This window comes from Agathobaculum sp. (assembly GCF_022775115.1).
Lineage (GTDB): Bacteria > Bacillota > Clostridia > Oscillospirales > Butyricicoccaceae > Agathobaculum.
Map to the genome: position 1 here is coordinate 1 of NZ_JALFLA010000070.1, position 22,078 is coordinate 22,078.

Below are 22,078 nucleotides of genomic sequence, written 5' to 3' on the forward strand. Positions count from 1 at the left end.
GAGAAAGACTAACTATTAAAAGTCAAGTCTAAAAAGTGTGGTGAGGCAAAAACCGTAGACAGTTCAAAAAGGGTATAGCAAAGCTGACGTCCGTTTGGACATCTGGCTGAGCTTATGAGAGCGAGAAGATTATGCGGCGCTATTATAAGGCCGGTTTGATTTCTCCATGGCGTAGATCAGCCGTACAAGTTTCTTAGCAGCATGAGATATGGCGATATTGTAATGCTTTCCCTCCGCCCGCTTCTTGGCAAGATAGGCAGCGAAGGTCGGATCCCAAAGACAGACGTATTTAGTGGCATTGTAGAGAGCGTAGCGCAAATATCTGGAGCCTCTCTTTTCCATGTGCGAGTATGCTCCGGATAACGAAAGTTGTCCGGATTGGTAGGTAGACGGAGACATACCGGCATAGGCAAGGATTTTGTCCGGCGAGTCAAAACGAGAGAAGTCACCAATTTCAGCCAGAATCATGGCGCCCATGCGGACACCTATACCTGGAATTGTTGTAATGGGAGATCGCGTTTCTTCCATTATGGACTGGATGGCAGCCTCGACGTCTTTAATCTCGGCATCCAGTTCCCGGATCAGACGGATGGTGTGCTGCAGCTCCAGCGACTTGGCAGGCATTCTGGAGCCGATAGAATTTCTGGCAGCGTCCCGGACTTCTATCGCCATATCTCGCCCGTAACGACCTTTGGACGCGTCGTTTAGGAGCAATTTAAGATGTGTTAGATGGGCTCCGGCAATCTGTTTGGCACCCGGAAATTCACTGAGAAGTGCGTAAACGGATGCCATATGGAGGGTTGGAACCAACTTTTCCAGTTCAGGGAAGAGAATACAGGCAAGCCGGGAAACAGCAGACTTCAGTTTTGCCCGTTCCCGAACCTTGTCAAATCTGTATCTTGTGAGTGACTTGAGCTCCTCATTGTGGTATGCTGTGTCTGTGTAGGACTTGAGGTTCACATCAGACATGAGCATAGCTGCAATGGTTCGCGCATCGACACGGTCTGTCTTCGTTTTGCGGAGGCTAAGGCTCTTTCGGTAGAGGTTGGTGTGCAGCGGATTGATGACATAGGTGGGTAGACCTTTGTCAAGCAGAAATCCGAGAATGTTGTAGCTGTAATGTCCGGTTGCCTCAAGTCCTACTTTTATTTTATCTTCCGGAGGAACACAGCGATGAATGGTCTGCAGAAGGGTGTCAAATCCCTCTGCATTGTTTGGGATGGTGAATACATCTGCCAGGACTTCGCCTTCCGAGCTGAGGATGAAGCAGTCGTGCTTGTCCTTAGCAACGTCAATACCAACACAAATCATGAAAATACCCCCAGTATGTTTACTTGATGCTGGTTCCACAGTGCTCTTTACGTTTGTAACCTTGTTCCACATAAACCGTCTGGCGGTATTTAACTGATTAACAAACTGATAAAGGGCTGTGGTTGGAGCCTTTCTTGAACCGTCATGCGGTAGGAGAACGCAACCAGTCCACAGCATCCCTTACAGTGTAGCACAGCCCTTGGAGAGGGGCTCTAATAACTACTACTCTATAATACAAGGGAGTGCGGGTATGAGTGACAAGAAGAAGGAAAAGTTCAAAAAGCGGTTTGTGGAGGCGGGCTGGATGGAGGCCGATGATAACATCGTGGCGTATTTGCAGGCGAATGCTTGTCAGCGTCTGTCGGCGCGCTTTGGTAAATGGGTGCAGGGATGGATATACTTTACCGAGCGGCGGCTGGTCTACCCCATCGGCTTTTTGGGGTTGGCGGACACGCATATTATCATTCCGTACAAAAACATCCGTAAGCTGGAAAAATGTCGGCAGGGCTTGTTTCCGATCGGAATTGCCATCACGCATGAGCACTGGAAGGATGGAATGGTCGTGACCGACAAAATCTCGCTCATGAAGCGGGAAAAGTGGATGCAGTTCATGGCCGAAAAGGCGGGATGCCCGCTGTCCTGACGGACAGGGCGCAAGCCGGTCGTTACTGCGCCTGCTTTTCGAGCGTATCCCAAATGCCCCACAGATACATAATGCCGAGCGCGCGGTCATACAGGCCGTAGCCCGGGCGGCACTGTTCGTGCCAGATGTGGCGGCCGTGGTCGGGGCGCATATAGCCTTGGTAGCCGCAGTCGTGGTAGGCCTTCATGATGTTGTATATCCCAACATCTCCGTCGCAGTCGCGGTGCGAGACTTCGGAAAAGTCGCCGTTCTGATAGTGTTTAACATTGCGCACATGCGCAAAAGCAATGCGGTCGCAGTAGGTGCGGACGATATCGGCCACATCGTTGTCGGGGTTCGCGCCGAGCGAGCCGGAGCACAGGCACAGACAACTGTTGGGATGATCGACCAGCTTAACAAAGCGCCCGATCGACGCTTTATCGACCAGCAGGCGCGGCAGGCCGAAGATATCCCACGGGGGATCGTCCTGATGGATAGCCATTTTGATGCCGGTCTCCTCGCAGACCGACATGATCGCCTCAAGGAAGTAGCGCAGATTGTCCCAAAGCTTTTCCTTAGTCACCGGGGCATATTTGGCAAACAGCTCGTCCAGCTGCGCCATGCGCTCAGGCTCCCAGCCGGGCATGGTGTAATCGCCGCAGCCTTTGAGGATATAAGCGGCCATTTGCTTTGCGTCCTCGCGGATAACCGCCTTCTCGTAGAAAAGGGCGGTCGAGCCATCCGGAAGCGGGTGAAAAAGCTCGGTGCGGGTCCAGTCGAATACCGGCATGAAGTTATAGGTGACGACCTTGACGCTGCACTGCGCCAGATTGCGCAGCGTAGTCTTATAGTTTTCGATATACTGGTCGCGGGTGGGAAGGCCAATCTTGATGTCGTCGTGTACGTTGACCGATTCGACCACGTCGATATGAAAGCCGGCAGCCTCGATGCGCTGCTTTTCGGCCATAATTTCCTCAATCGTCCATATCTCGCCGGGCTGCTTGTGGTGCAGCGCCCATACGATGCCGGTCACGCCGGGGATCTGCCGGATATCGGCGAGGGAAACGCTGTCGTTGTCCTGACCGTACCAGCGGAATGTCATTTGCATAGCAAAACCTCCATTGCTTATCTTCTGCGCCTGCGGGGGATGAACGCCCGTGCCGCCCTTGCATGGAAACAAAGGTGTGGCGATGTGCGTATCGCTGCCGTTAAAATACCATGTATATGGTTAAAATAAGGCGTATTAGCAGCATTTTCCGGGCAATTAATCGGCTGCAGCCGCCATTCACTGTCATTATAATGTACGGACAAAAGATGTCAAGCAAACAGACGCTGAAAACATGGGCTTGGTGCCGCAAAACGGTTAAAAAATACATGCAGCGCAGGAAGACAACGGCAGATGCAAGAAGTTTTGACACCAGTGCATGATACAGGCAGTGAAAATGGCAGAAACCGCCACAGAAGCGACCTGCGGTGGGACACTTGACAGAGATTGGATGCGTCAAACGGGAAGTGGTGCGTTTCTTTAGCAGAAAGCAGGTGCGAAAAGCCGCGTTTGCTTTAATTTTTGGTTGACAAAGCGCGATGCGGTGTAGTATACTATTCCACGTACCATGTGAGGTTGACATGAAGATTGATTTGAAACAGCTGACCGGTTCACGCACTGCCAGCATCTCCTTTTCTGACAAGCTCGATCTGCGGGAGGAGACACTCTACGGCGCGCGGCCTTTTCAAAGTCCGGTTCAGATCAGCGGCACGGTCACGAACGACTCCGGCGTTCTGCGTATGACCGGAACGGCCAAGGCCATCTATTCAACGGTGTGCGCCCGTTGTTTGAAACCGCTTGAGATCCTGCTGACTGCCGAGGTCGATACCATCCTTTCGGATGACCCCGAGGCCGAAGAGGAGGACGATCTTTTCGTGCTGACCGGCGATAGCGTGGATCCTGCGGATGTGATGGTTCCGGCGCTGCTTCTTCAGGTGCAGATGACCTATCTGTGCAGGGAGGACTGCAAGGGGCTTTGTCCGCATTGCGGTGCCGACCGCAACGGGATGGACTGCGGCTGCGGCCAAAAGCAGATCGATCCGCGTTTTGCCGCGTTGCGCGCCCTGCTCGACTCCGAAAAGGACGAGGGCAACTAACAAACGTCAAACAAACATAGAGAACGAAATAGGAGGTGTATCCACCATGGCAGTACCGAAGAGAAAGGTTTCCAAAGCACGCCGCGACAAGCGCCGCAACTCGCATTGGAAGCTTTCGCTGCCCGGCATGGCCAAGTGCCCGAAGTGCGGCGAGATGAAGCTGGCGCACAGAATGTGCAAGGCTTGCGGTTACTATAATGGCCGTGAGGTTGTCGCCAAGGAAGCGTAAGGCTGGAACAGGAGGATAGGGGAAGCTGCGGCTTTCCCTATTTTTATGTTTGGCCATGGGAGGAAAGAGGGGCGAAACATGGCTTCCAAGATCATATCGGTCGATGCGGGCAGCCCGGCAGAGCGCGCGGGTCTGCGCGCGGGTGAAATACTGCTGCAAATCGACGGAACGACGATCCGCGATGTGTTGGATTATAAGTTTTACAGCTACGATGCAAGGCTTGCGATGCGTGTGCTGGAGCAGGATGGCAAAACCGTGCGCGAGGTGCTCGTGCGCAAGCGTGAAGGTGAGCCGCTGGGGCTGAATTTCGAGCACTACCTGATGGACGGCATGAAGCAATGCTCGAACAAATGCGTGTTCTGCTTTATAGATCAGCTGCCAAAAGGCATGCGCGATACGCTGTATGTCAAGGACGACGATGCGCGGATGTCCTTTTTGATGGGCAACTATATCTCGATGACTAACCTGTCGGAGGCCGACGTTGACCGCATCCTGCGGATGCATATTTCACCGGTCAATATCTCCGTGCAGACGACCAACCCGGAGCTGCGCGTGCAGATGCTGCAAAACAAGCGCGCGGGTGAGGCGCTGAAGATCATGGATCGCTTTGCTGAGGGCGGCATTACGATGAACTGCCAGCTTGTGGTGTGCAAAGGACTTAACGATGGGGACGAGCTGCGGCGCTCGCTTTACGACTTGAAAAAGCTGTATCCGGCCGTCCACACGATCTCGGTCGTGCCGTTCGGTATGACACGGCACAGGGAGGGACTGTACCCGCTCGCGCCGACAGATAAGGAGAGCGCGGCGGCTGTGCTGGATATTGTCGAGCCGTTTGCGGCGCAATGCCTGCAGGAGCTGGGTACGCGCCTTGCCTGGTGCGGGGACGAGCTGTACCTTAAGGCTGAGCGCCCGCTTCCCGATGCCGACTATTACGAGGATTTTACCCAGTTTGAAAACGGCATCGGTATGCTGCCGCTGTTTATGGAGGAATTTCGTCTCGCGCTGCCTGGTTACGTGGGACGAACCGCACGTCCGTTTACGGTTGCGACCGGCGCGGCGGCCGCGCCCTCGCTTGCGGTATTGCTTGACGAAGCTGCTGAGAAATGCGATAATTTACAAGGAGAGGTCGTCACGATACGCAATGACTTCTTCGGCAGCCTTGTTTCGGTCGCCGGACTGATCACCGGACAGGACCTGATCGCACAGCTGCGCGGACGTGAGTTGGGGGAGCGCGTGCTCATCTCGGCCAATATGCTGCGGGACGGCGGCGACATGTTTTTGGATAATTACACGCCGCAGCAGGTGGCGGATGCGCTCGGTGTACCCATCGTGCCGGTCGAGATCGACGGCGCCGACCTGCTTGCTAAGATTTTTGAGGACTGATGCCCATGGAAGGAGGGGACTGCCATGCCAAAACCGATCGTTGCCATTGTCGGCCGACCGAATGTCGGCAAGAGCCAGTTGTTTAACCGCTTGGCGGGCAAGCGTCTGTCAATTGTGGAGGACACACCCGGCGTGACACGCGACCGACTGTACGCGGAGAGCGACTGGCGCGGCCGCGCGTTCACCATTGTCGATACCGGCGGCATCGAGCCGTCAAACGACAATGAGATATTACAGTTCATGCGGTATCAAGCTGAAACAGCCATTGCAAACGCCGATGTGATCATCCTGATTACCGATCTGCGTACCGGCGTGACCGCCGCCGATCAGGATGTGGCCAATATGCTGCTGCGCGCGGGCAAGCCGTTGGTGCTTGCGGTCAACAAGTGCGACAAGCCGGGTGACCCACCGGTCGAGTTTTATGAGTTCTATAACCTCGGACTGGGCGAGCCTTATGGCATTTCCGCGCTGCATGGCTACGGCGTGGGCGAGCTGCTGGATGCGGCATACGCGCATTTTCCGCCCGAGGATGAGGACGAGCAGGACGACGAGCGCATCCGCGTGGCGCTGATTGGCAAGCCCAATGTTGGCAAATCCAGTCTGCTCAACCGTGTGCTGGGCGAGGAGCGCGTCATCGTCTCCGATATAGCGGGCACAACGCGCGACAGCGTGGACGCCGATCTGGACAATCAGCACGGTAAATTCACCTTTGTGGACACAGCGGGCATCCGCCGAAAGAGCCGGGTGGATGAGCGAATCGAGAAGTATTCGGTCATGCGCTCGCTGCTTGCCATCGAGCGGAGCGACGTATGCGTTATCATGATCGACGCGACCGAGGGGGTGACCGAACAGGACACCAAGGTCGCGGGTGAGGCGCATAACGCGGGCAAAGCCTGCATCATTGTGGTCAATAAATGGGATCTGGTGGAGAAGGACGGCAGCACGATGAAGGAGTACACGCTCCGCGTGCGCGAGGGGCTGGCCTATATGCCGTATGCGCCTGTGCTGTTCATTTCCGCACAGACCGGCCAGCGCGTGGATAAGCTATTTGAGCTGATCCATACAGTCTATGAGCAGAACCATATGCGCATCCCGACCGGACAGCTCAACTCGATCCTTGCCGAAGCGACCGCGCGTGTGCAGCCGCCGACCGACAAGGGACGCCGCCTGAAGATATACTATATGACACAGGCATCCACCTGTCCGCCGACGTTTGTTTGCTTCTGCAATGACGCGCGGCTGTTCCACTTTTCCTACCAGCGCTATCTGGAAAATCAAATCCGCGAGGTGTTTGGTTTGACGGGGACACCGGTGCGTATGATCGTGCGTGAGCGCGGCGATAAAGGCTGAATTTGACTCGTTTGGGGGAAAACGATATGACGATCTTACACTTTGCAATCATTGCAGTGTGCGCTTATCTGCTTGGCTCGCTGAGCTTTGCCATCATCGTCAGCAAGGTAACGCTCGGCAAGGATATCCGCGACTACGGCAGCGGAAACGCCGGCCTGACCAACGCCTACCGCACGATGGGGGCGGGCAAGACGCTGTTCGTGCTGCTGGGCGACATCGCCAAGGGCGCGGCCGCCGTTGCGATTGGTATGCTGCTGGCAGGTCCCATTGGCAAGTTGACCGCCGGGATATTTGTCATTTTGGGGCACATGTTCCCACTGTATTTCGGTTTTCGCGGCGGCAAGGGGGTGCTGGTCGGTGCGGTCATGCTGGCGCTGTTTGACTGGCGTGTGTTTCTGATTGCGCTGGTGCTCTTTCTTGCAGCAGTGTTTGCAACGCGCTGGATATCGCTCGGCTCGATTCTTGGCGCGATCAGCTTTCCCATCAGCACATTTTTCTTTTATCATGATCAAGTGCTCACTGCGATGGCCTTCGGCATGGCCGCGGCGGTGGTGTTCATGCACCGCTCGAACATCGCGCGTATGCTGAACGGTACGGAGAATCAATTCTCCTTCAAGAGCAAAAAAACCATTGAATCGACCGGAAAGGATGAAAAGGGGACGGACGCATGAAGGTATTCGTATTGGGTACAGGCGGCTGGGGTATCGCGCTGGCCATGCTGCTGCACCAGAACGGACATGAAGTGACCGCATGGACCTATTTGCAGGAGGAGTGCGCGCTGCTGCGCCGCACACGCGCCAACGAGAAGCTGCTGCCCGGTGTGACCATCCCGGAGGGGATCGAGATCACGACCGATATGGAGGGCGCGGCTGAGGCGGAGCTAATTGTCATGGCTGTACCCTCGTTTGCGGTCGCCTCGACGGCGGAGCAGCTTGCTGGTATCGTGCCTGCGGGCGCGGCCATCGTCAATGTCAGCAAGGGCTTGGACGCCAAGCACGGCTACTGCCGCTTTTCCGAAACGATCGAACGGGCGATGAACGGCAGCAATCCGGTTGTCGCGCTGACCGGGCCGACGCACGCGGAGGAGGTCGCGCGGGGTGTGCCGACTGCGATCGTGGCGGCTTCCGCCAGCCGCGCCGCAGCCGAGCTGACGCAGCAGGCCTTTATGAACGACAACTGTTTTCGTGTTTATACCTCGGCCGATATCATCGGCTGCGAGCTGGGCGGTGCGTTTAAGAATATTATCGCGCTCGGCGCGGGCATCTCGGACGGCTTAGGACTGGGGGACAACTCCAAGGCCGCGTTTATGACGCGCGGACTGACCGAGATCGCGCGGCTGGGCATGACGCTCGGCGCCAAGCAGGAGACCTTCGCCGGCCTGTCCGGTGTGGGCGACCTGATTGTGACCTGCTGCTCGATGCACTCCCGTAACCGGCGCGCCGGTATCCTGATCGGGCAGGGCAAGAGCGTGCAGCAAGCCATGCAGGAGGTTGGCGCAACGGTCGAGGGCTACTATGCGACCGAGGCCGGCTATCACCTTGCCAAGCAGCAGGGGGTGTCGATGCCTATCACCGAGGCAATGTATGGGGTGCTGTACCAAGGCCTGTCCGCCAAGGAAGCGATCCGTCTGCTGCTCGGCCGTCCGCGCCGCGGAGAGCACGAGGAGGTATGGTTTCATTGATGAAAAGTAGACAATCGTGACAAAAAAATGTCGAATAAATTGTGCGAATGGATATTTACTTTGATAAGTATGTTTGATATAATTTTTATATGGTACAAATGATACCAAAACTGTATGGATAGGGAGAAAAAGGATGAAAAAGAACATGGTAAAGCGTTTGCTGGCTGCGCTGGTCGGCGCGGCGATGGTACTGTCTCTGACTGCCTGCGGCGGCAAGACGGACAATCAGGGAGGCGCAGACGGGGCGGACGCGCAGGCCTCTGCGGCGCTGACCGAGGAGGAGTATCAGCAAGCGGCGGAGAATCTTGCCACCGAGCTGGCAGCGATCCAGACCGAGGTCAGCAAGCTTGACTGGAACGATACAGAAGCGGCCAAGAGCGCGCTGGAGGAGCTGAAAAAGCCGCTCAACAATTTTATGCTCGTCACGCCGCCGACCAGCTATGAAGCGGGTCACGAGAAGATGAAGTCTGGCTGTCAGGCGCTGATCGACTTTGTTGATGTTACGATCAGCATTGTAGGCGAGACCGATCAGGCCAAGCTGGAAGCAGGCTCGGTGCGGATGCAGGAGCTTATCGCGGCATCGGTAAACGATATGGCGGAAGGCGCGGCGCTGCTGGAGCAGGCAACGAAATAACAAGACTGCAAAAGGCGTCCCTTTAGGGACGCCTTTGATTTGCACTTTGCTCGTTGGTTTGGTATAATACTGATATATGCTTTGAATATCCGGAGGAGCGCATGGAGTATAGTACAGAATGTATGGCGGCGCTGCGTCAGGCCGCCCCCGCGATAGAGATCAAACAAGACGAGCCGATGAGCTGTCACACGACCTTTGCGATCGGCGGCCCGGCCGATTTGTTCCTGATGCCCGCCACGGTGGACGAGCTGACCGCCGCACTGCGTGTGCTGCGGGCATATGAGACGCCTTTTTTGCTGGTGGGCAACGGCTCTAACATGCTGGTGAGTGATGCAGGTGTGCGCGGTGCGGTCATTTGCACAGCTGCTCTCGATGCGGTCTCCGCACAGGAGGACACGCTGACGGTCGAGGCAGGCGCACTGCTTAGCCGTGTTGCGCGCTGGGCGCAGCACGAGGGGCTGACCGGTATGGAGTTTGCGGGTGGCATACCAGGCAGCATGGGCGGCGCAGTGTTCATGAACGCGGGCGCGTATGACGGACAGATGGAAGGCATCGTGGAAAAGACTGCGTATTTAGATGAGCAGGGTGTGCTGCACACGGTTGAGGGCGCGGCGCATGGCTTCGGCTACCGTCAAAGCATCTTCCGCGACCACCCGGATTGGACGATCATCCGCTCGACTCTGCGGCTGCGTCCGGGTGATCCGGCTGCCATCGCAGAGAAAATGAACGATTTCGCCCAGCGGCGGCGCGACAAACAGCCGCTGAACTTTCCGTCGGCCGGCTCGACCTTCAAGCGTCCGGCGGGGCATTTTGCCGGCCGGTTGATCGAGGACGCGGGCCTAAAGGGCGCTTCGGTCGGCGCGGCGCAAGTGTCGGAGAAGCATGCGGGCTTTCTCATCAATCGCGGCGGCGCGACCTGCGAGGATATGCTGCGCCTGATTGCGCTGGTACAGCGTAGGGTACGGGAGCAGTTCGGTGTTGAGTTGGAGTGCGAGGTGCGCATCATCCGCTGAAAAGGAACAAATATTTGCCAATGGGGGAAGGGCAACCATGTATTTTTTGATTGTATCCGGCATGTCCGGCGCGGGCAAGAGCCGCGCCGCCGCCACGCTGGAGGATTTGGGGTATTACTGTGTGGACAATCTGCCGATCGCGCTGATCCCGCGCTTTGCCGAGATATGCCTTGCCGCGACCGAGCGATATGAGCGCGTCGCGCTGGTGACCGATGTGCGCGCGGGTGGCGATTTTCAGCAGCTGTTTGACTCACTGGATTCCATCAGCAGGATGGGTTGTGATTACCGCATCCTGTTTCTCGATACCGATACACCAACGCTGATCCGCCGCTACAAGGAAACACGCCGCAAGCACCCGCTGATGGAAAATGGCATCGGTATGACAGCCGCTATCGAAAAGGAGCGCGAAATGCTCTCCGGCCTGCGCGACCATGCGGATTTCGTTGTCAATACGACCGGCTTGTCGGCGGCCACCCTGCGCGAGCGGCTGCTCGCCCTGTTTGCCGGAACGGATAACGGCGGCGTGTTTGAGGTCATCGTGCAGTCGTTTGGTTTCAAATACGGCATCCCGACCGAGTCCGATCTGGTGTTTGACGTACGCTTTCTGCCCAACCCGTATTACGAGATGAGCCTGCGGGAGAAAAACGGCACCGATCCCGATGTGCGTGCCTATGTGTTTCAAGACGGGGTGGCGGACGCGCTGCTGCGCCATCTGACGCAGTTGACCGACTTTCTGCTGCCGCGCTATATGGCAGAGGGTAAGTCCAACGTGATTATCGGCATCGGCTGCACGGGCGGCAAGCACCGCTCGGTTGCCATCGCAGAGGCGCTGAGCGAATATCTGCGCGGCAAGGAGTACGGCGTTGTCACCATGCACCGTGATTTCCAGCGCTGAACCATGACAAAGGAGCGGACATATGTCCTTTTCATCAGAGGTAAAAAATGAGCTGTGCCGGGTCTCGATGCAGCGCCCATGCTGCACCCGGGCGGAGATCTACGGCGCGATGCTGCATGCCTCGGTCTTTTCCCACCGGGAAATACACCTGAGCACGGAAAATGCTACCGTTGCGCGGCGGCTGCAAATGCTGCTTCAGCGCGCCTTTTCGCTCGACTGCGCGCCGCAGCGCACGGGGAGCAAGCTGCATCTGACGCTGACCGACACATGCGCGGTCGGCCGTGTGTTCGATGCCTTTGGGTACGACCGGAAAAGCCATGTCACCTACCACATTAACCGGAATGTGATCGAGGAGGATTGCTGCACCGCCGCCTATCTGCGCGGGGCGTTTTTGATGGCGGGCACGGTTGCCGGGCCGGATAAAAAGAGCCATCTGGAGCTGAAAAGCGCGCGCCAGAGCCTGTCGGGCGAGGAGACCAGTCTGCTGCTTGACCTGGGGCTGTCGCCCAAGCTGGCGCGGCGGAGCAGCGCGTATGTGCTGTACTTCAAGGATGCGAGCAGCGTAGAAAATCTGCTCACCGCCATCGGCGCGCCGCATGCCGCGATGGAGCTGATGGAGGCCAAGGTGGAAAAAAATCTGCGCAATACCATCAACCGGCAGGTCAACTGCGAGACGGCCAATCTGGTCAAAGCGGCGGACGCATCGGCGCGGCAAGTGGCGGCTATCCGCCGCGCGATAGACGCGCACGGCGAGGCGTTCTTTCCCGGCAAGCTGCGCGAGACTGTGCGCCTGCGCCTTGCGTATCCTACTGATAGCCTGTCTGAGCTGGCTGCGCGTTTTGACCCGCCGCTCTCCAAGCCGGGGCTGAGCCACCGCCTGAAAAAGATCACTGAACTTGCCGCCGCGAAGGGAGAATAACAACTCATGACACCTTTTGCCCATCTCCATGTGCATAGCGAATACAGCCTGCTCGACGGCGCGTGCCGCATCGAGCGGCTGGTCGACCGCGTGGCCGGTCTGGGGCAGACCGCGGTCGCACTGACAGACCACGGCGTGATGTATGGCGTGATCGACTTTTACCGCGCCTGCAAGGCCAAGGGCATCCATCCGGTCATCGGGTGCGAGGTATATGTCGCCCCGCATTCGCGGTTTGACCGCAGCTATCTCAACGGAGAATGGCACAGCCACCTGATCCTGCTGTGCGAAAACATGACCGGCTACCGCAACCTGATCCATATGGTCTCACTGGGCTTTTCCGAGGGCTTTTATATGAAGCCGCGCATTGATATGGAGCTGTTGGGGCAGCATAGCGAGGGCTTGATCTGCCTGTCGGCCTGTCTCGCCGGCGCGATCCCGCGCGCGCTGGCAGAGGGCGATACGGACGGCGCGTATGAGCTGTGTGAGCAGTTTTTGCGTATTTTTGACCGGGAGCATTTCTATCTGGAGGTGCAGGATCATGGCATTGCGATCCAGCAGCAGGTCAATGTAGGACTGTATCAGCTGGCGGAGGAGCTGAACATCGGCCTTGTCGCCACCAATGACGCGCATTATCTGTCAAGACAGGACGCAAAGCTGCAGGATGTGCTCATGTCCATCCAGATGGGCAAAACGGTGGACGATCCGAGCCGTATGCGCTTTGGAACCGAGGAGTTTTATATCAAGGACGCGGACGAGATGGCTGCGCTGTTCCCGGAGCACCCGGAAGCGCTGGCCAATACGGTCAAGATTGCCGCACGCTGTCAGGTTGAATTTGAATTCGGTAAGTATCACCTGCCCGTGTTTGACGTACCGGAGGGCTACACCGCGCACACATACCTGCAAAAACTGTGCGACGAGGGCTTTGCCGTGCGCTATCCAAACGACGATGGCACGGTGCGCGCGCGCCTGCAATATGAGATAGACATGATTGCCAAGATGGGCTTTGTAGATTATTTTCTGATTGTGTCGGACTTTATCGGCTATGCTAAGCGGCAGGGCATCCCGGTGGGACCGGGACGCGGCTCGGCGGCAGGGTCTATCGTGTCCTACTGCCTTGGTATCACCGACCTTGATCCCATCCATTACTCGCTTTATTTTGAACGCTTTCTCAATCCCGAGCGTGTGTCCATGCCTGACATTGACGTGGACTTTTGCTATGTCCGCCGCCCAGAGGTGATCGAGTATGTCACCAACAAGTACGGTAAGGATCGCGTGGCGCAAATCGTCACCTTTGGTACGATGGCCGCGCGCGGCGCGATACGGGATGTCGGCCGTGCGCTCAACATCCCGTATAACGAGGTGGATGTCGTTGCCAAGCAGGTACCCAATGAGCTGCACATGACAATTGACAAGGCATTGTCGGTCAACAAAGAGCTGGAGCGGATGTATACCGAAAAGCCGCAGGTGCGCGAGCTGATCGACACGGCGCGCGCGCTTGAGGGCGTGCCGCGTCACGCCTCGACACACGCGGCGGGTGTGGTCATCACCAAGGAGCCGGTGGATACCTATGTGCCGCTCTCACGCAATGACGATCAGCTTGTTACCCAGTTCCCGATGGTCACGCTCGAGGAGCTGGGGCTGCTCAAGATGGACTTTCTCGGCCTGCGCAACCTGACCGTTATTGCAGACGCGGAAAAGATGATCCGTCGCCATACGCCAGATTTTGATATCGAAAAGGTGTCGATGGAGGACGAGGCGACCTACGAGATGCTCGGCCGCGGCTCGACGATGGGCGTGTTCCAGCTGGAATCGGCGGGTATCACCAATGTCGTCACCGGCCTGCGCCCGCAGTCAATCGAGGATATCACGGCGGTTGTGGCGCTGTACCGGCCGGGGCCGATGCAGTCCATCCCACGTTATATCGAGTGCCGTCACCATCCGGAAAAGGTAACATACAAGCATCCGCTGCTCGAGCCGATTTTGAAGGTCACCTACGGCTGCATGATTTATCAGGAGCAGGTCATGCAGGTATTTCAGTCGCTGGCGGGCTACTCACTCGGCAAGGCGGACATGGTGCGCCGCGCGATGAGCAAAAAGAAGATGAAGGAGCTGGAAAAGGAGCGGATCACCTTCATCCATGGTGACCCCGCGCAGGGGATCGACGGCGCGGTGGGGCGCGGCGTGCCGGAAAGTGTTGCGGCATCGCTGTTTGACGAGATCATGGACTTTGCCAATTACGCCTTCAACAAGGCGCACGCGGTGTGCTACGCAGTCGTGTCGTACCGCACAGCCTATCTCAAGTGCCACTATCCGCGGGAGTATATGGCCGCGCTGCTAACAAGTGTGCTCGATGTGTCGGACAAGGTATCAGAGTATATCCAGACTGCGCGGGAGATGGGCATTCGCGTGTTGCCGCCCGATGTCAATGAGTCCTATGACGGCTTTTCCGTTTCGGGCGAGGATATCCGCTTCGGCCTTGCAGCGGTTAAGGGCGTGGGGCGCTCGTTCATGAAGCAATTGGTCGGGGAACGCGAGCAAAACGGGGAATTTTCCTCCTTTCAGGATTTCTGTGAGCGGATGTACGACCGCGAACTGAACCGCCGTGCGCTGGAAGGCCTCATTAAAGCAGGCTCCTTCGATTCGATGGGATACCGCCGCAGTCAGCTGCTGCAAATTGCAAATCCGGTGATCGACGCGATTGCGCAAAGCCGCAAAAAGAATATTGAGGGGCAGATGGATCTGTTCGGCATGGGCAATGACGCAGTGCAGGATACAAAAATCGCGCTGCCCGAGATCCCCGAGGTGTCCAAGCGCGAGCTGCTGGCAATGGAAAAGGAGACGACCGGGCTGTATTTGTCCGGCCATCCGATGGACGAATACCGCGCACTGTCTCGCAGGGCAGAGGCCGCGCCGATTCGGCAGATTATCGACGACCTCTCCGGCGAGAGCGGCACACCCATTTATAAGGACGGCATGACCGTGCGGCTGGCCTGCGTTATTACCAATGTGCGGCTTAAATCGACCAAGAACGGCTCAATGATGGCTTATATCACGGTCGAGGATGAAACGGCGGCAATCGAACTGGTGGTGTTCCCCCGCGCGCTTCAGAAATGCGGCGCATACTTGGTGGAGGACAGTGCCGTACTGCTCACGGGCAAGATCGACGCGCGCGAGGAGGAAGCGCCCAAGGTGCTGCTTGATGAGGCGCAGCCGCTGACGGAAAGCGCGGTAAGTGTCGCCTTACAGCAGCAAGCCCCGCAAAAATCGGTCTTTACCGACCCGCAGGCTGCGCAGCTTGCCCCGCAAAAGCTGTTTCTGCGCATTGCGAGCGCGGATAGCGACGAATGGACGCAGATCAAGGATATTCTGCGCACACGCCCGGGGGATACGCCGGTATACCTGTATCCACTGGACACGCGAAAGCGAAAATTAGCGCCGCGCCGATATTGGTGTCAGCCTGATGTGCCTTTTTTGGAAAAATTACGCTTTCTCTTAGGTGAGGATGATGTTATAATACAATAAAGGCGGCAGTTATATCCGCAAAGTGAACGTTTACCAGCTATCAATACAGGAGGCTTATTATGGACAAGCAGATTCGCAGAATTGGCGTACTCACCAGCGGCGGCGATGCGCCGGGCATGAATGCGTTTATCCGCTCGGTCGTGCGCACCGCATCCGCGCATGATATCTCCGTGCTCGGCATCCGCCGTGGATACAGTGGTCTGATCAACGGCGATATCATTGAAATGACCGCCCGCAGCGTGGACGGCATCATCCGCAAAGGCGGCACGATGTTGTATACCGCGCGCTGCAAGGAGATGATGACCGAGGAGGGGCAGCAGAAAGCAGCGGATACCTGCAAATATCTCGGCATTGACGGCCTGATCTGCTGTGGTGGGGACGGCACCTTCCGCGGCGCGCAGGCGCTCTCGCGCAAGGGTGTGCCGTGCATCGGCGTGCCCGGCACGATCGACAACGATATCGTTTGCACCGACTACACCATTGGCTTTGATACCGCGTGCAACACTGCGATCGAGTGTATCGACAAGCTGCGCGACACCATGCAGTCCCACGAGCGCTGCTCGGTGGTCGAGGTCATGGGTCGCCGTGCGGGGCATCTGGCGCTGCATGTTGGCTGTGCTGTCGGTGCGACCGCGATCTGCCTGCCCGAGCGGGAGCTGAATTTCGATATGGATATTATCGAAAAAATGCGTATCGGGCGTATCAAAGGCCGCAATCACCATATCATCATTGTGGCTGAGGGCTATGGTTCAGCGCAGGAAGTAGCCGACCGTATCCACGAAGCCACCGGCATTGATACCCGTGTGACCATTCTCGGCCATATCCAGCGCGGCGGCTCTCCCTCTGCGCGCGACCGTGTGATGGCTACCCGGATGGGGTATGAGGCCGTCAAGGCGCTGGAAATGGGTAAGACCAACCGCGTCATCGCGTTTGATGACAATTGCGTGACCGATATAGATATCGAGGAGGGGCTGTCCCGTCAGAAGGACTTGGATCAGCCCTTGTTTGAGGCGCAGCAGACGGTTGCGATTTGACGACCGCACAAGAAGGGGGCCGGCGGATGCCGGCCTCTGTCGCATGGAGGGCAAAGGGGGAGCGGTGGACGCGCTCTTTCCCATCACATTCAGCAGGGGTTTAGGTGTTATGACGAAAACGGTTTGGATCACAGGCGGCTCACGCGGCATCGGAGCGGCCTGTGTGCGTGCCTTTGCGGAGGCAGGCTGGCAAGTTGCGTTCACATACCGGTCGAGCGAGGAGCGGGCTGCGGCCTTGTCCGCTGAAACAGGCGCGCTTGCGCTGCGCGCGGATGCGGCGGACGAGGACGCTATGCGCGCAGCTTATGCGGCGCTATGCGCGCAGCTTGGTGCACCCGAAGCGCTCGTGTGTAACGCGGGTATCGCGCAGCAGGGACTGTTTCAGGAGCTGACCGATGCCGATTGGCGGCAGATGCTCGAGGTCAATCTGATGGGTGCGGTGCGCGCCGTGCGCATGGCGCTGCCCGCCATGCTGCACCAAAAGCACGGCAGTATCGTGACTGTTTCATCTGTTTGGGGGCAGCATGGCGCGTCGTGCGAGAGCCACTATGCCACAAGCAAGGCCGCGCTGATTGGACTGACCAAGTCGCTGGCGCTCGAACTGGGGCCGTCCGGCATTCGGGTCAACTGCGTCGCGCCCGGCGTGATCGACACGGAGATGAATGCAATGCACAGCGAGCAGACCTTGCAGGAGTTGGCGGCCGAAACGCCGCTCTGCCGTATCGGCACGGCAGAGGAGGTGGGGGACAGTGTATTGTATCTTTGCTCGGCGCGCGCCTCGTTTATCACCGGGCAGGTGCTCGGCGTGACAGGTGGCTTCTAAGCGCCAACGCTGTACAAGAAAAGAAATCGCTTCCCGTTCCGGTATGGTAACCGGGCGGGAAGCGATTTTGTTTGGGGGAACTGCCGTATGGGATATGCCTTAGAGCAGCGCCAGCACCTTGGCGATCTCCCCGCGGGTGATCTTGCCGAGCGGCCGCAGGGTATTATCCTGATAGCCGCCGATGATGCCAGCGGAAACACAGGTTTCGACCTGCTCGGTCGCCCACGAGGGGATGGAAGAAGTATCCTGATAGCCGAGCGCTGCTGCCGCGTAGCCGCGCGGCAGACTGCGGCCGATGACGGTCATCACCTCGGCACGGCTCATATCGGCCTCCGGGGAGAAATACAGCTTGCCGCCGCTTGTCTGCCCCTGCATGATGCCCGCCTGCGAAACGGCATAGACCGCGCCGCGCGCCCAGTCCGGGATGCTGGCATCGTCGGCAAAATCCAGCTTGCCGGTGTACGAGGTATCCAGCCCGAGTACACGCGCCATCGTGACTGCAAATTCCACGCGGCGCAGATTACGGTCAGGGCGGAAGTAGCTCTGCCCATCGGCGCTTTCGCCCTTCATAATGCCGCTGGCGCTGAGCAGCGAAGCATAGCCGCGCGCCCAATGGTTCGCCGTATCCGCGAAAACGCTGCCTGCGCTGCCAGCGGTGACGGTGGCCGAAACACGCGTGCGGTTGCCTGCGTCGTCGGATACGTCGATCGTTACACAGTGCGTACCCTCAGCGAGCGCGCCCGTGGTCACAGTCAGCGCACCGGCACTTACCTTAGCCGCACCGGCGACCGGTTTGCCATCAATCTTGACGGTGATATTGGAGGCGCGCGCCGGGAATTTGCCATTTTCCATGGTCGCCGTACCGGTGAGGGTTGCGGAAGCGCCTGCGTCAACGGTCAGCGCAGTGGTTTGGAGCGATACCTTGGGGGCATCTGTGTTGTTGACCGGGTGGTCCGCAGAGACAACGATTTGATCCAGATAGAGCGCAGAATCTGCCGCACCCGCGTCGCCACGCTCCATGCGGATGCCGGTCAACTGCTGCGCGCCATCCGGGACCGCGGCGGTCAGCTGTGCCCAAGCAGCCGTGGTTGCGGCCGAGAGGGGGGCGGTTAGCTCAGCACCTTCCGCATCGGTGAACACAGCGGAAAGCGTGCTCTGTGTACCCTCGCTGCGCGCCCACAGCGTCAGGTGACGCATGAACGATACGTCGGTCGCGGGCAGCGAGACCGTACCGGTCAATACCTTGCTCCCGTCATACGCCGCCATGAGTGAGCCTGTGCCACGCGCGACAGCCGTGTAATCAGTCACGCGGGAAAGAGTTATGCCGTCGGTAGCCGTGCAGGGCTGGTCGGCTTCAAAGTCCGCTACCGTCTGTGCCTGCTGCGGGTCACCCATGCCCACGTTTACCTCAATGCTCTTTTGTGTGTTGCCGTAGGAGCAGGTGAGTGTGCCGCTGGCCATCACTTTGCCCGCGGTGAACACTCCGCTTTCATCGACCGTGCCGACATCGCCAGACACACGCCACTGGAACAGCTCATCCTTGGCGGCCATCGGTTGGCCAAGGCGGTAGGCGACCGCATCCACATCCACGCTCTGTCCGGGTTTGACCGAGATGGCATTGAGCGCACTGCCGCCGCTTTGTAAACCGATGCTTTCCACTGCGCCGGTGATGCAAATGCTCATTGAGCCTTCGACCGTGCCATCCGAGCCGAAGACAACCGCAGTACCGGGCTGCGCACCGGCGGTAAAGACCTGCCCGCTGACCGTGCCGAGCTCATTTGAGACAGTGTATTGCAGCTCACCCGGTGCGGGTGCGGGGCCATAGGCGCTGTCCGCACCCTTGACCGAAAAGCCAGTGGAAGCGCCGGGCAGCATATAGCGGTAGTCAGGTGTGAGCACCGCGCGAGCGGTCACACCATCATAGGCGTTTTGGCTGATGAAAAAGATGTAGTTGGCGCACGCGCGCTGGGAGCCGTCGGACGGCTTGGAGGCCAGCGTGGCCGAAGCATCGCCCGGCTGTCGCAGCGCCATGGCGGACGAACCGCCGCCGTCCAGACAGATTGCGCGTACACAGCCGAGCGCGAGCAGTTCGCTGCCAAGCTCAGCAGCCGTCAGACCGGCGCTGTGCGAGGACTGGTTACCATCTATCTCATACAACACGACCGTGCCGTCTGCCTTGACGCCGATTGCGCTGCGCGCGCGTAGGGAGGAGGCCGCGTCGATGCCCGCGGTCGTGACCACGCCGCCATCAATCAGCAGCTTGCCGCCGACCGCATACTGCACCTCGCCCCAGTTCGTATCGCTTGCCCGCACGGAGAGCGTGACCTCCTCGCCGATCTCGAAATCGACCCAAGAGGGAACGTCCGCGCCGTCCGATTTGGTCAGCACCATCTGCTTGTCCGTAATGGTCAGCGCGCTGTTGCCCGTGCCCTTGTTGATGACCTTCATTTTGACCGTGCCGCCTACCGTGACGGGTGTGTCATCCACGCGCTCTAAGATGATATTGGTGCCGTGGGCGGTAAAATGCGTGGAGCTGTCATAATTGCGGTCGAGCAAATAAGCGCCCGCCGTCGTGCGGGTCTTATTGAAGTAGGAGACCGAAACCGTACCGCTTTGCCCTGCGATCTGCATGGACATGGTCGGCCGTCCCAGCACGGCGGTGCCGTCCGGCTTAAAGCCGACGGCATACTGCCACGCATCGGATGAAATCAGCGTACCCTCGTTTATCACAAGGCCGATCGGCACACCGCTGGACATGACGAAAAAGTCAGCATTGACGCCACCAACGACCGGCTTTCCTTGGTTTTCGAGATATTGGGCCGCGTTTAAGATGGTGGTCTGACTGCCGTACAGCCGGTCGCCCGCGTACACCATGACGGGGGAGACGCCGCTGTTGGGTGTATAGGTCAGGATGTTGGCGCGCTGCGGCCCGGCGCTGTTTTTACCCTCGCTGCGGGTATAGGTCAGTCCTTCGCCTACTGCGTAGGAATAGGAAAAGCCGCTGTCGAACGCGGCGCCCGCCACGGTGGCCAGCAGTTGCGTGGCTGCAAGCGTCAATGCCAGCAGGCGGACGGCTTTGTTTGCAAAAAGTTTCATGGTTCTCCTTTACGTTTTGCGCGGATGGATGGGTCGGTCAGATGCTTTTGACAAGCTGTTCGAGCGTCTCAGAGATCTTTGGGCTGCGAACCGAAAAATCGGAGACGCGGTGGTAGATCGCCTTGCGCGCATTATACAAACGGCGCGTTTCGGCCTGCTTGTCCGGCTTGTTGAGCAGGGGGCGGCTTACCGAATGCGAGAGGTTTTTGACGATGCGATAAAACGGCGTGTCCAGATGGATCAGCAGGCCAGTCTGTTTGACAGCATGTACATTTTCCTCGCGCAGCACCGCACCGCCGCCGAGAGAAAGGACGATGCCGCTGCGCTGCGACAGCTCGCGGATGTAGGCGCTTTCCCGGTCGCGGAAATAGGCTTCACCGCGCTCTGCAAAGATATCCGGTATCTTTTTTCCTTCCCGCTCCTCAAGATACTGATCAGCGTCGATGAATTGCAGGCCGGTCAGACGTGCCAGCTTGCGGCCAATGGTCGTTTTGCCGCTGCCCATAAAGCCACACAGCACGATGTTCTGCTTGCCGTGCTTGTCATGCAGGCGCTTGGCTGCAAGCTGGCCGTAGGTGCGGCGCAGGATGGTCTCACACGCGGCAGGCTCGAACTGAACGCCTGACCAAATGGTCTGCGCATGGGCGGCCTGCATGACCAACATGAACAAGCCGTCGCGCGTTTTGGTTTTGCGTGGATTGGCGAGCTTCATGGTGGCCGTCACCGGCGGGTTGTAGATAGCATCGAACACATATTCTGTTTTGTGCGGCAGAAAATGCAGCGGCGCGGCATTCTCACGGGGAAACATGCCCACCGGCGTGGAGTTGAAGACAAGCTGGATGTCGCGCGGGATATGCCTGCGGCTGAACACCGAGACCTGCGCGCCGGGAACGGTATCGCAAAGCTGTTTCTGAAGCGCCGCAGCCTTGTCCATATCCCGCCCGGTGATGGTCAAATGCGCGCCTTGCGAGACGCAGTAATGCGCGATGACAGAGGCCGCGCCGCCGTAGCCGAGCAGTAGCGCCTTTTTGCCGCGCGGGGTAATGCCGTCCCGCTTGAGCGATTCGGCCACGCCGAGAATATCCGTATTGTAGCCGATGGCCTTTCCCTCGCGGAAAGCGATGGTGTTGACGGCGCACAAGTCGTGCGCGGCGGCATCCACCTCGTCAAGCAGCGGGATAACGGCTTTTTTATGCGGGATGGTGCAGTTGATACCGCCGAGCTTTTGTCTTGCGAGTGTGAATGCCTCGGCAAGCGCCTCGGGCGGCACGGCAACACCGATGTAGTCCGCATCCTGTCCGGAAGCGGCAAACAGCTGCGCATGCAGCGCGGGACTCATGGTATGGCCGAGCGGCCAGCCGAATAGCGCATAGGTCGTTTTTTTCGGCTCAAACACACGAAATTCTTCCATCGAAAGCAGCATA

The 22,078-nt window shown here is 58.2% G+C and carries 18 protein-coding genes; 14 read left to right on the top strand and 4 right to left on the bottom strand.

What is annotated here, in order from left to right:
• Positions 1-129 precede the first annotated feature (129 nt).
• On the bottom strand, positions 130-1,311 hold the full coding sequence (locus MR935_RS08490) for an IS110 family transposase (RefSeq protein ID WP_290572728.1): 1,182 nt from the start codon (positions 1,309-1,311) through the stop codon (positions 130-132).
• Positions 1,312-1,561: 250 nt separating this feature from the next.
• Between MR935_RS08490 and MR935_RS08495 the strand changes: the two genes are divergently transcribed.
• Positions 1,562-1,954, top strand: coding sequence for a hypothetical protein (locus tag MR935_RS08495; RefSeq protein ID WP_290572730.1), 393 nt, complete (start codon positions 1,562-1,564; stop codon positions 1,952-1,954).
• Between the two features lie 22 nt (positions 1,955-1,976).
• Here the strand turns inward: MR935_RS08495 and uxuA are convergent, their stop codons facing one another.
• Positions 1,977-3,041 carry a mannonate dehydratase gene (uxuA, locus tag MR935_RS08500; RefSeq protein ID WP_290572731.1) on the bottom strand — a complete coding sequence of 355 codons (1,065 nt, stop codon included), beginning with the start codon at positions 3,039-3,041 and terminating at the stop codon, positions 1,977-1,979.
• A 518-nt stretch (positions 3,042-3,559) separates the two neighbouring features.
• On the opposite strand from uxuA, the gene MR935_RS08505 reads away from it, so the two are divergent.
• The 13 genes from MR935_RS08505 (at position 3,560) to MR935_RS08565 (ending at position 17,558) form a co-directional block, all read left to right on the top strand.
• Positions 3,560-4,075, top strand: coding sequence for a YceD family protein (locus MR935_RS08505; RefSeq protein ID WP_290572732.1), 516 nt, complete (start codon positions 3,560-3,562; stop codon positions 4,073-4,075).
• A gap of 46 nt (positions 4,076-4,121) precedes the next feature.
• On the top strand, positions 4,122-4,304 hold the full coding sequence (rpmF, locus tag MR935_RS08510) for a 50S ribosomal protein L32 (RefSeq protein ID WP_290572734.1): 183 nt from the start codon (positions 4,122-4,124) through the stop codon (positions 4,302-4,304).
• A gap of 78 nt (positions 4,305-4,382) precedes the next feature.
• On the top strand, positions 4,383-5,687 hold the full coding sequence (locus tag MR935_RS08515) for a DUF512 domain-containing protein (RefSeq protein WP_290572736.1): 1,305 nt from the start codon (positions 4,383-4,385) through the stop codon (positions 5,685-5,687).
• Between the two features lie 24 nt (positions 5,688-5,711).
• A complete protein-coding gene (gene der, locus MR935_RS08520; RefSeq protein ID WP_290572737.1) occupies positions 5,712-7,037 on the top strand; it encodes a ribosome biogenesis GTPase Der in 1,326 nt (441 codons plus the stop codon).
• 26 nt (positions 7,038-7,063) lie between these two features.
• Positions 7,064-7,708 (top strand): glycerol-3-phosphate 1-O-acyltransferase PlsY, encoded by a 645-nt coding sequence (gene plsY / locus MR935_RS08525; RefSeq protein WP_290572738.1) that lies wholly within the window; start codon positions 7,064-7,066, stop codon positions 7,706-7,708.
• Entirely contained in the window at positions 7,705-8,718 is a 1,014-nt protein-coding gene (locus MR935_RS08530) for an NAD(P)H-dependent glycerol-3-phosphate dehydrogenase (RefSeq protein ID WP_290572739.1), read from the top strand. Before plsY ends, MR935_RS08530 begins: the two co-directional genes overlap by 4 nt.
• A 133-nt stretch (positions 8,719-8,851) precedes the next feature.
• Complete coding sequence (locus MR935_RS08535) at positions 8,852-9,352, top strand: hypothetical protein (RefSeq protein ID WP_290572740.1); 501 nt, start codon at positions 8,852-8,854, stop codon at positions 9,350-9,352.
• Positions 9,353-9,453: 101 nt separating this feature from the next.
• The gene (murB, locus tag MR935_RS08540) at positions 9,454-10,365 is read left to right on the top strand and encodes a UDP-N-acetylmuramate dehydrogenase (RefSeq protein ID WP_290572742.1); all 912 of its coding nucleotides are present in this window, start codon (positions 9,454-9,456) and stop codon (positions 10,363-10,365) included.
• 37 nt (positions 10,366-10,402) lie between these two features.
• The gene (rapZ, locus tag MR935_RS08545; RefSeq protein WP_290572743.1) at positions 10,403-11,260 is read left to right on the top strand and encodes an RNase adapter RapZ; all 858 of its coding nucleotides are present in this window, start codon (positions 10,403-10,405) and stop codon (positions 11,258-11,260) included.
• 22 nt (positions 11,261-11,282) lie between these two features.
• Positions 11,283-12,179 carry a DNA-binding protein WhiA gene (whiA, locus tag MR935_RS08550; RefSeq protein ID WP_290572744.1) on the top strand — a complete coding sequence of 299 codons (897 nt, stop codon included), beginning with the start codon at positions 11,283-11,285 and terminating at the stop codon, positions 12,177-12,179.
• A gap of 6 nt (positions 12,180-12,185) precedes the next feature.
• Positions 12,186-15,701, top strand: coding sequence for a DNA polymerase III subunit alpha (locus MR935_RS08555; RefSeq protein WP_290572746.1), 3,516 nt, complete (start codon positions 12,186-12,188; stop codon positions 15,699-15,701).
• 59 nt (positions 15,702-15,760) lie between these two features.
• Positions 15,761-16,735, top strand: coding sequence for a 6-phosphofructokinase (gene pfkA, locus MR935_RS08560; RefSeq protein ID WP_290572748.1), 975 nt, complete (start codon positions 15,761-15,763; stop codon positions 16,733-16,735).
• A 109-nt stretch (positions 16,736-16,844) separates the two neighbouring features.
• Positions 16,845-17,558 carry an SDR family NAD(P)-dependent oxidoreductase gene (locus MR935_RS08565; RefSeq protein ID WP_290572750.1) on the top strand — a complete coding sequence of 238 codons (714 nt, stop codon included), beginning with the start codon at positions 16,845-16,847 and terminating at the stop codon, positions 17,556-17,558.
• A gap of 99 nt (positions 17,559-17,657) precedes the next feature.
• Here the strand turns inward: MR935_RS08565 and MR935_RS08570 are convergent, their stop codons facing one another.
• Both MR935_RS08570 and MR935_RS08575 read right to left on the bottom strand, forming a co-directional pair.
• Positions 17,658-20,654 carry a phosphodiester glycosidase family protein gene (locus MR935_RS08570; protein WP_290572751.1) on the bottom strand — a complete coding sequence of 999 codons (2,997 nt, stop codon included), beginning with the start codon at positions 20,652-20,654 and terminating at the stop codon, positions 17,658-17,660.
• A gap of 37 nt (positions 20,655-20,691) precedes the next feature.
• Positions 20,692-22,077, bottom strand: coding sequence for a shikimate kinase (locus tag MR935_RS08575; protein ID WP_290572753.1), 1,386 nt, complete (start codon positions 22,075-22,077; stop codon positions 20,692-20,694).
• Position 22,078 lies beyond the last annotated feature (1 nt).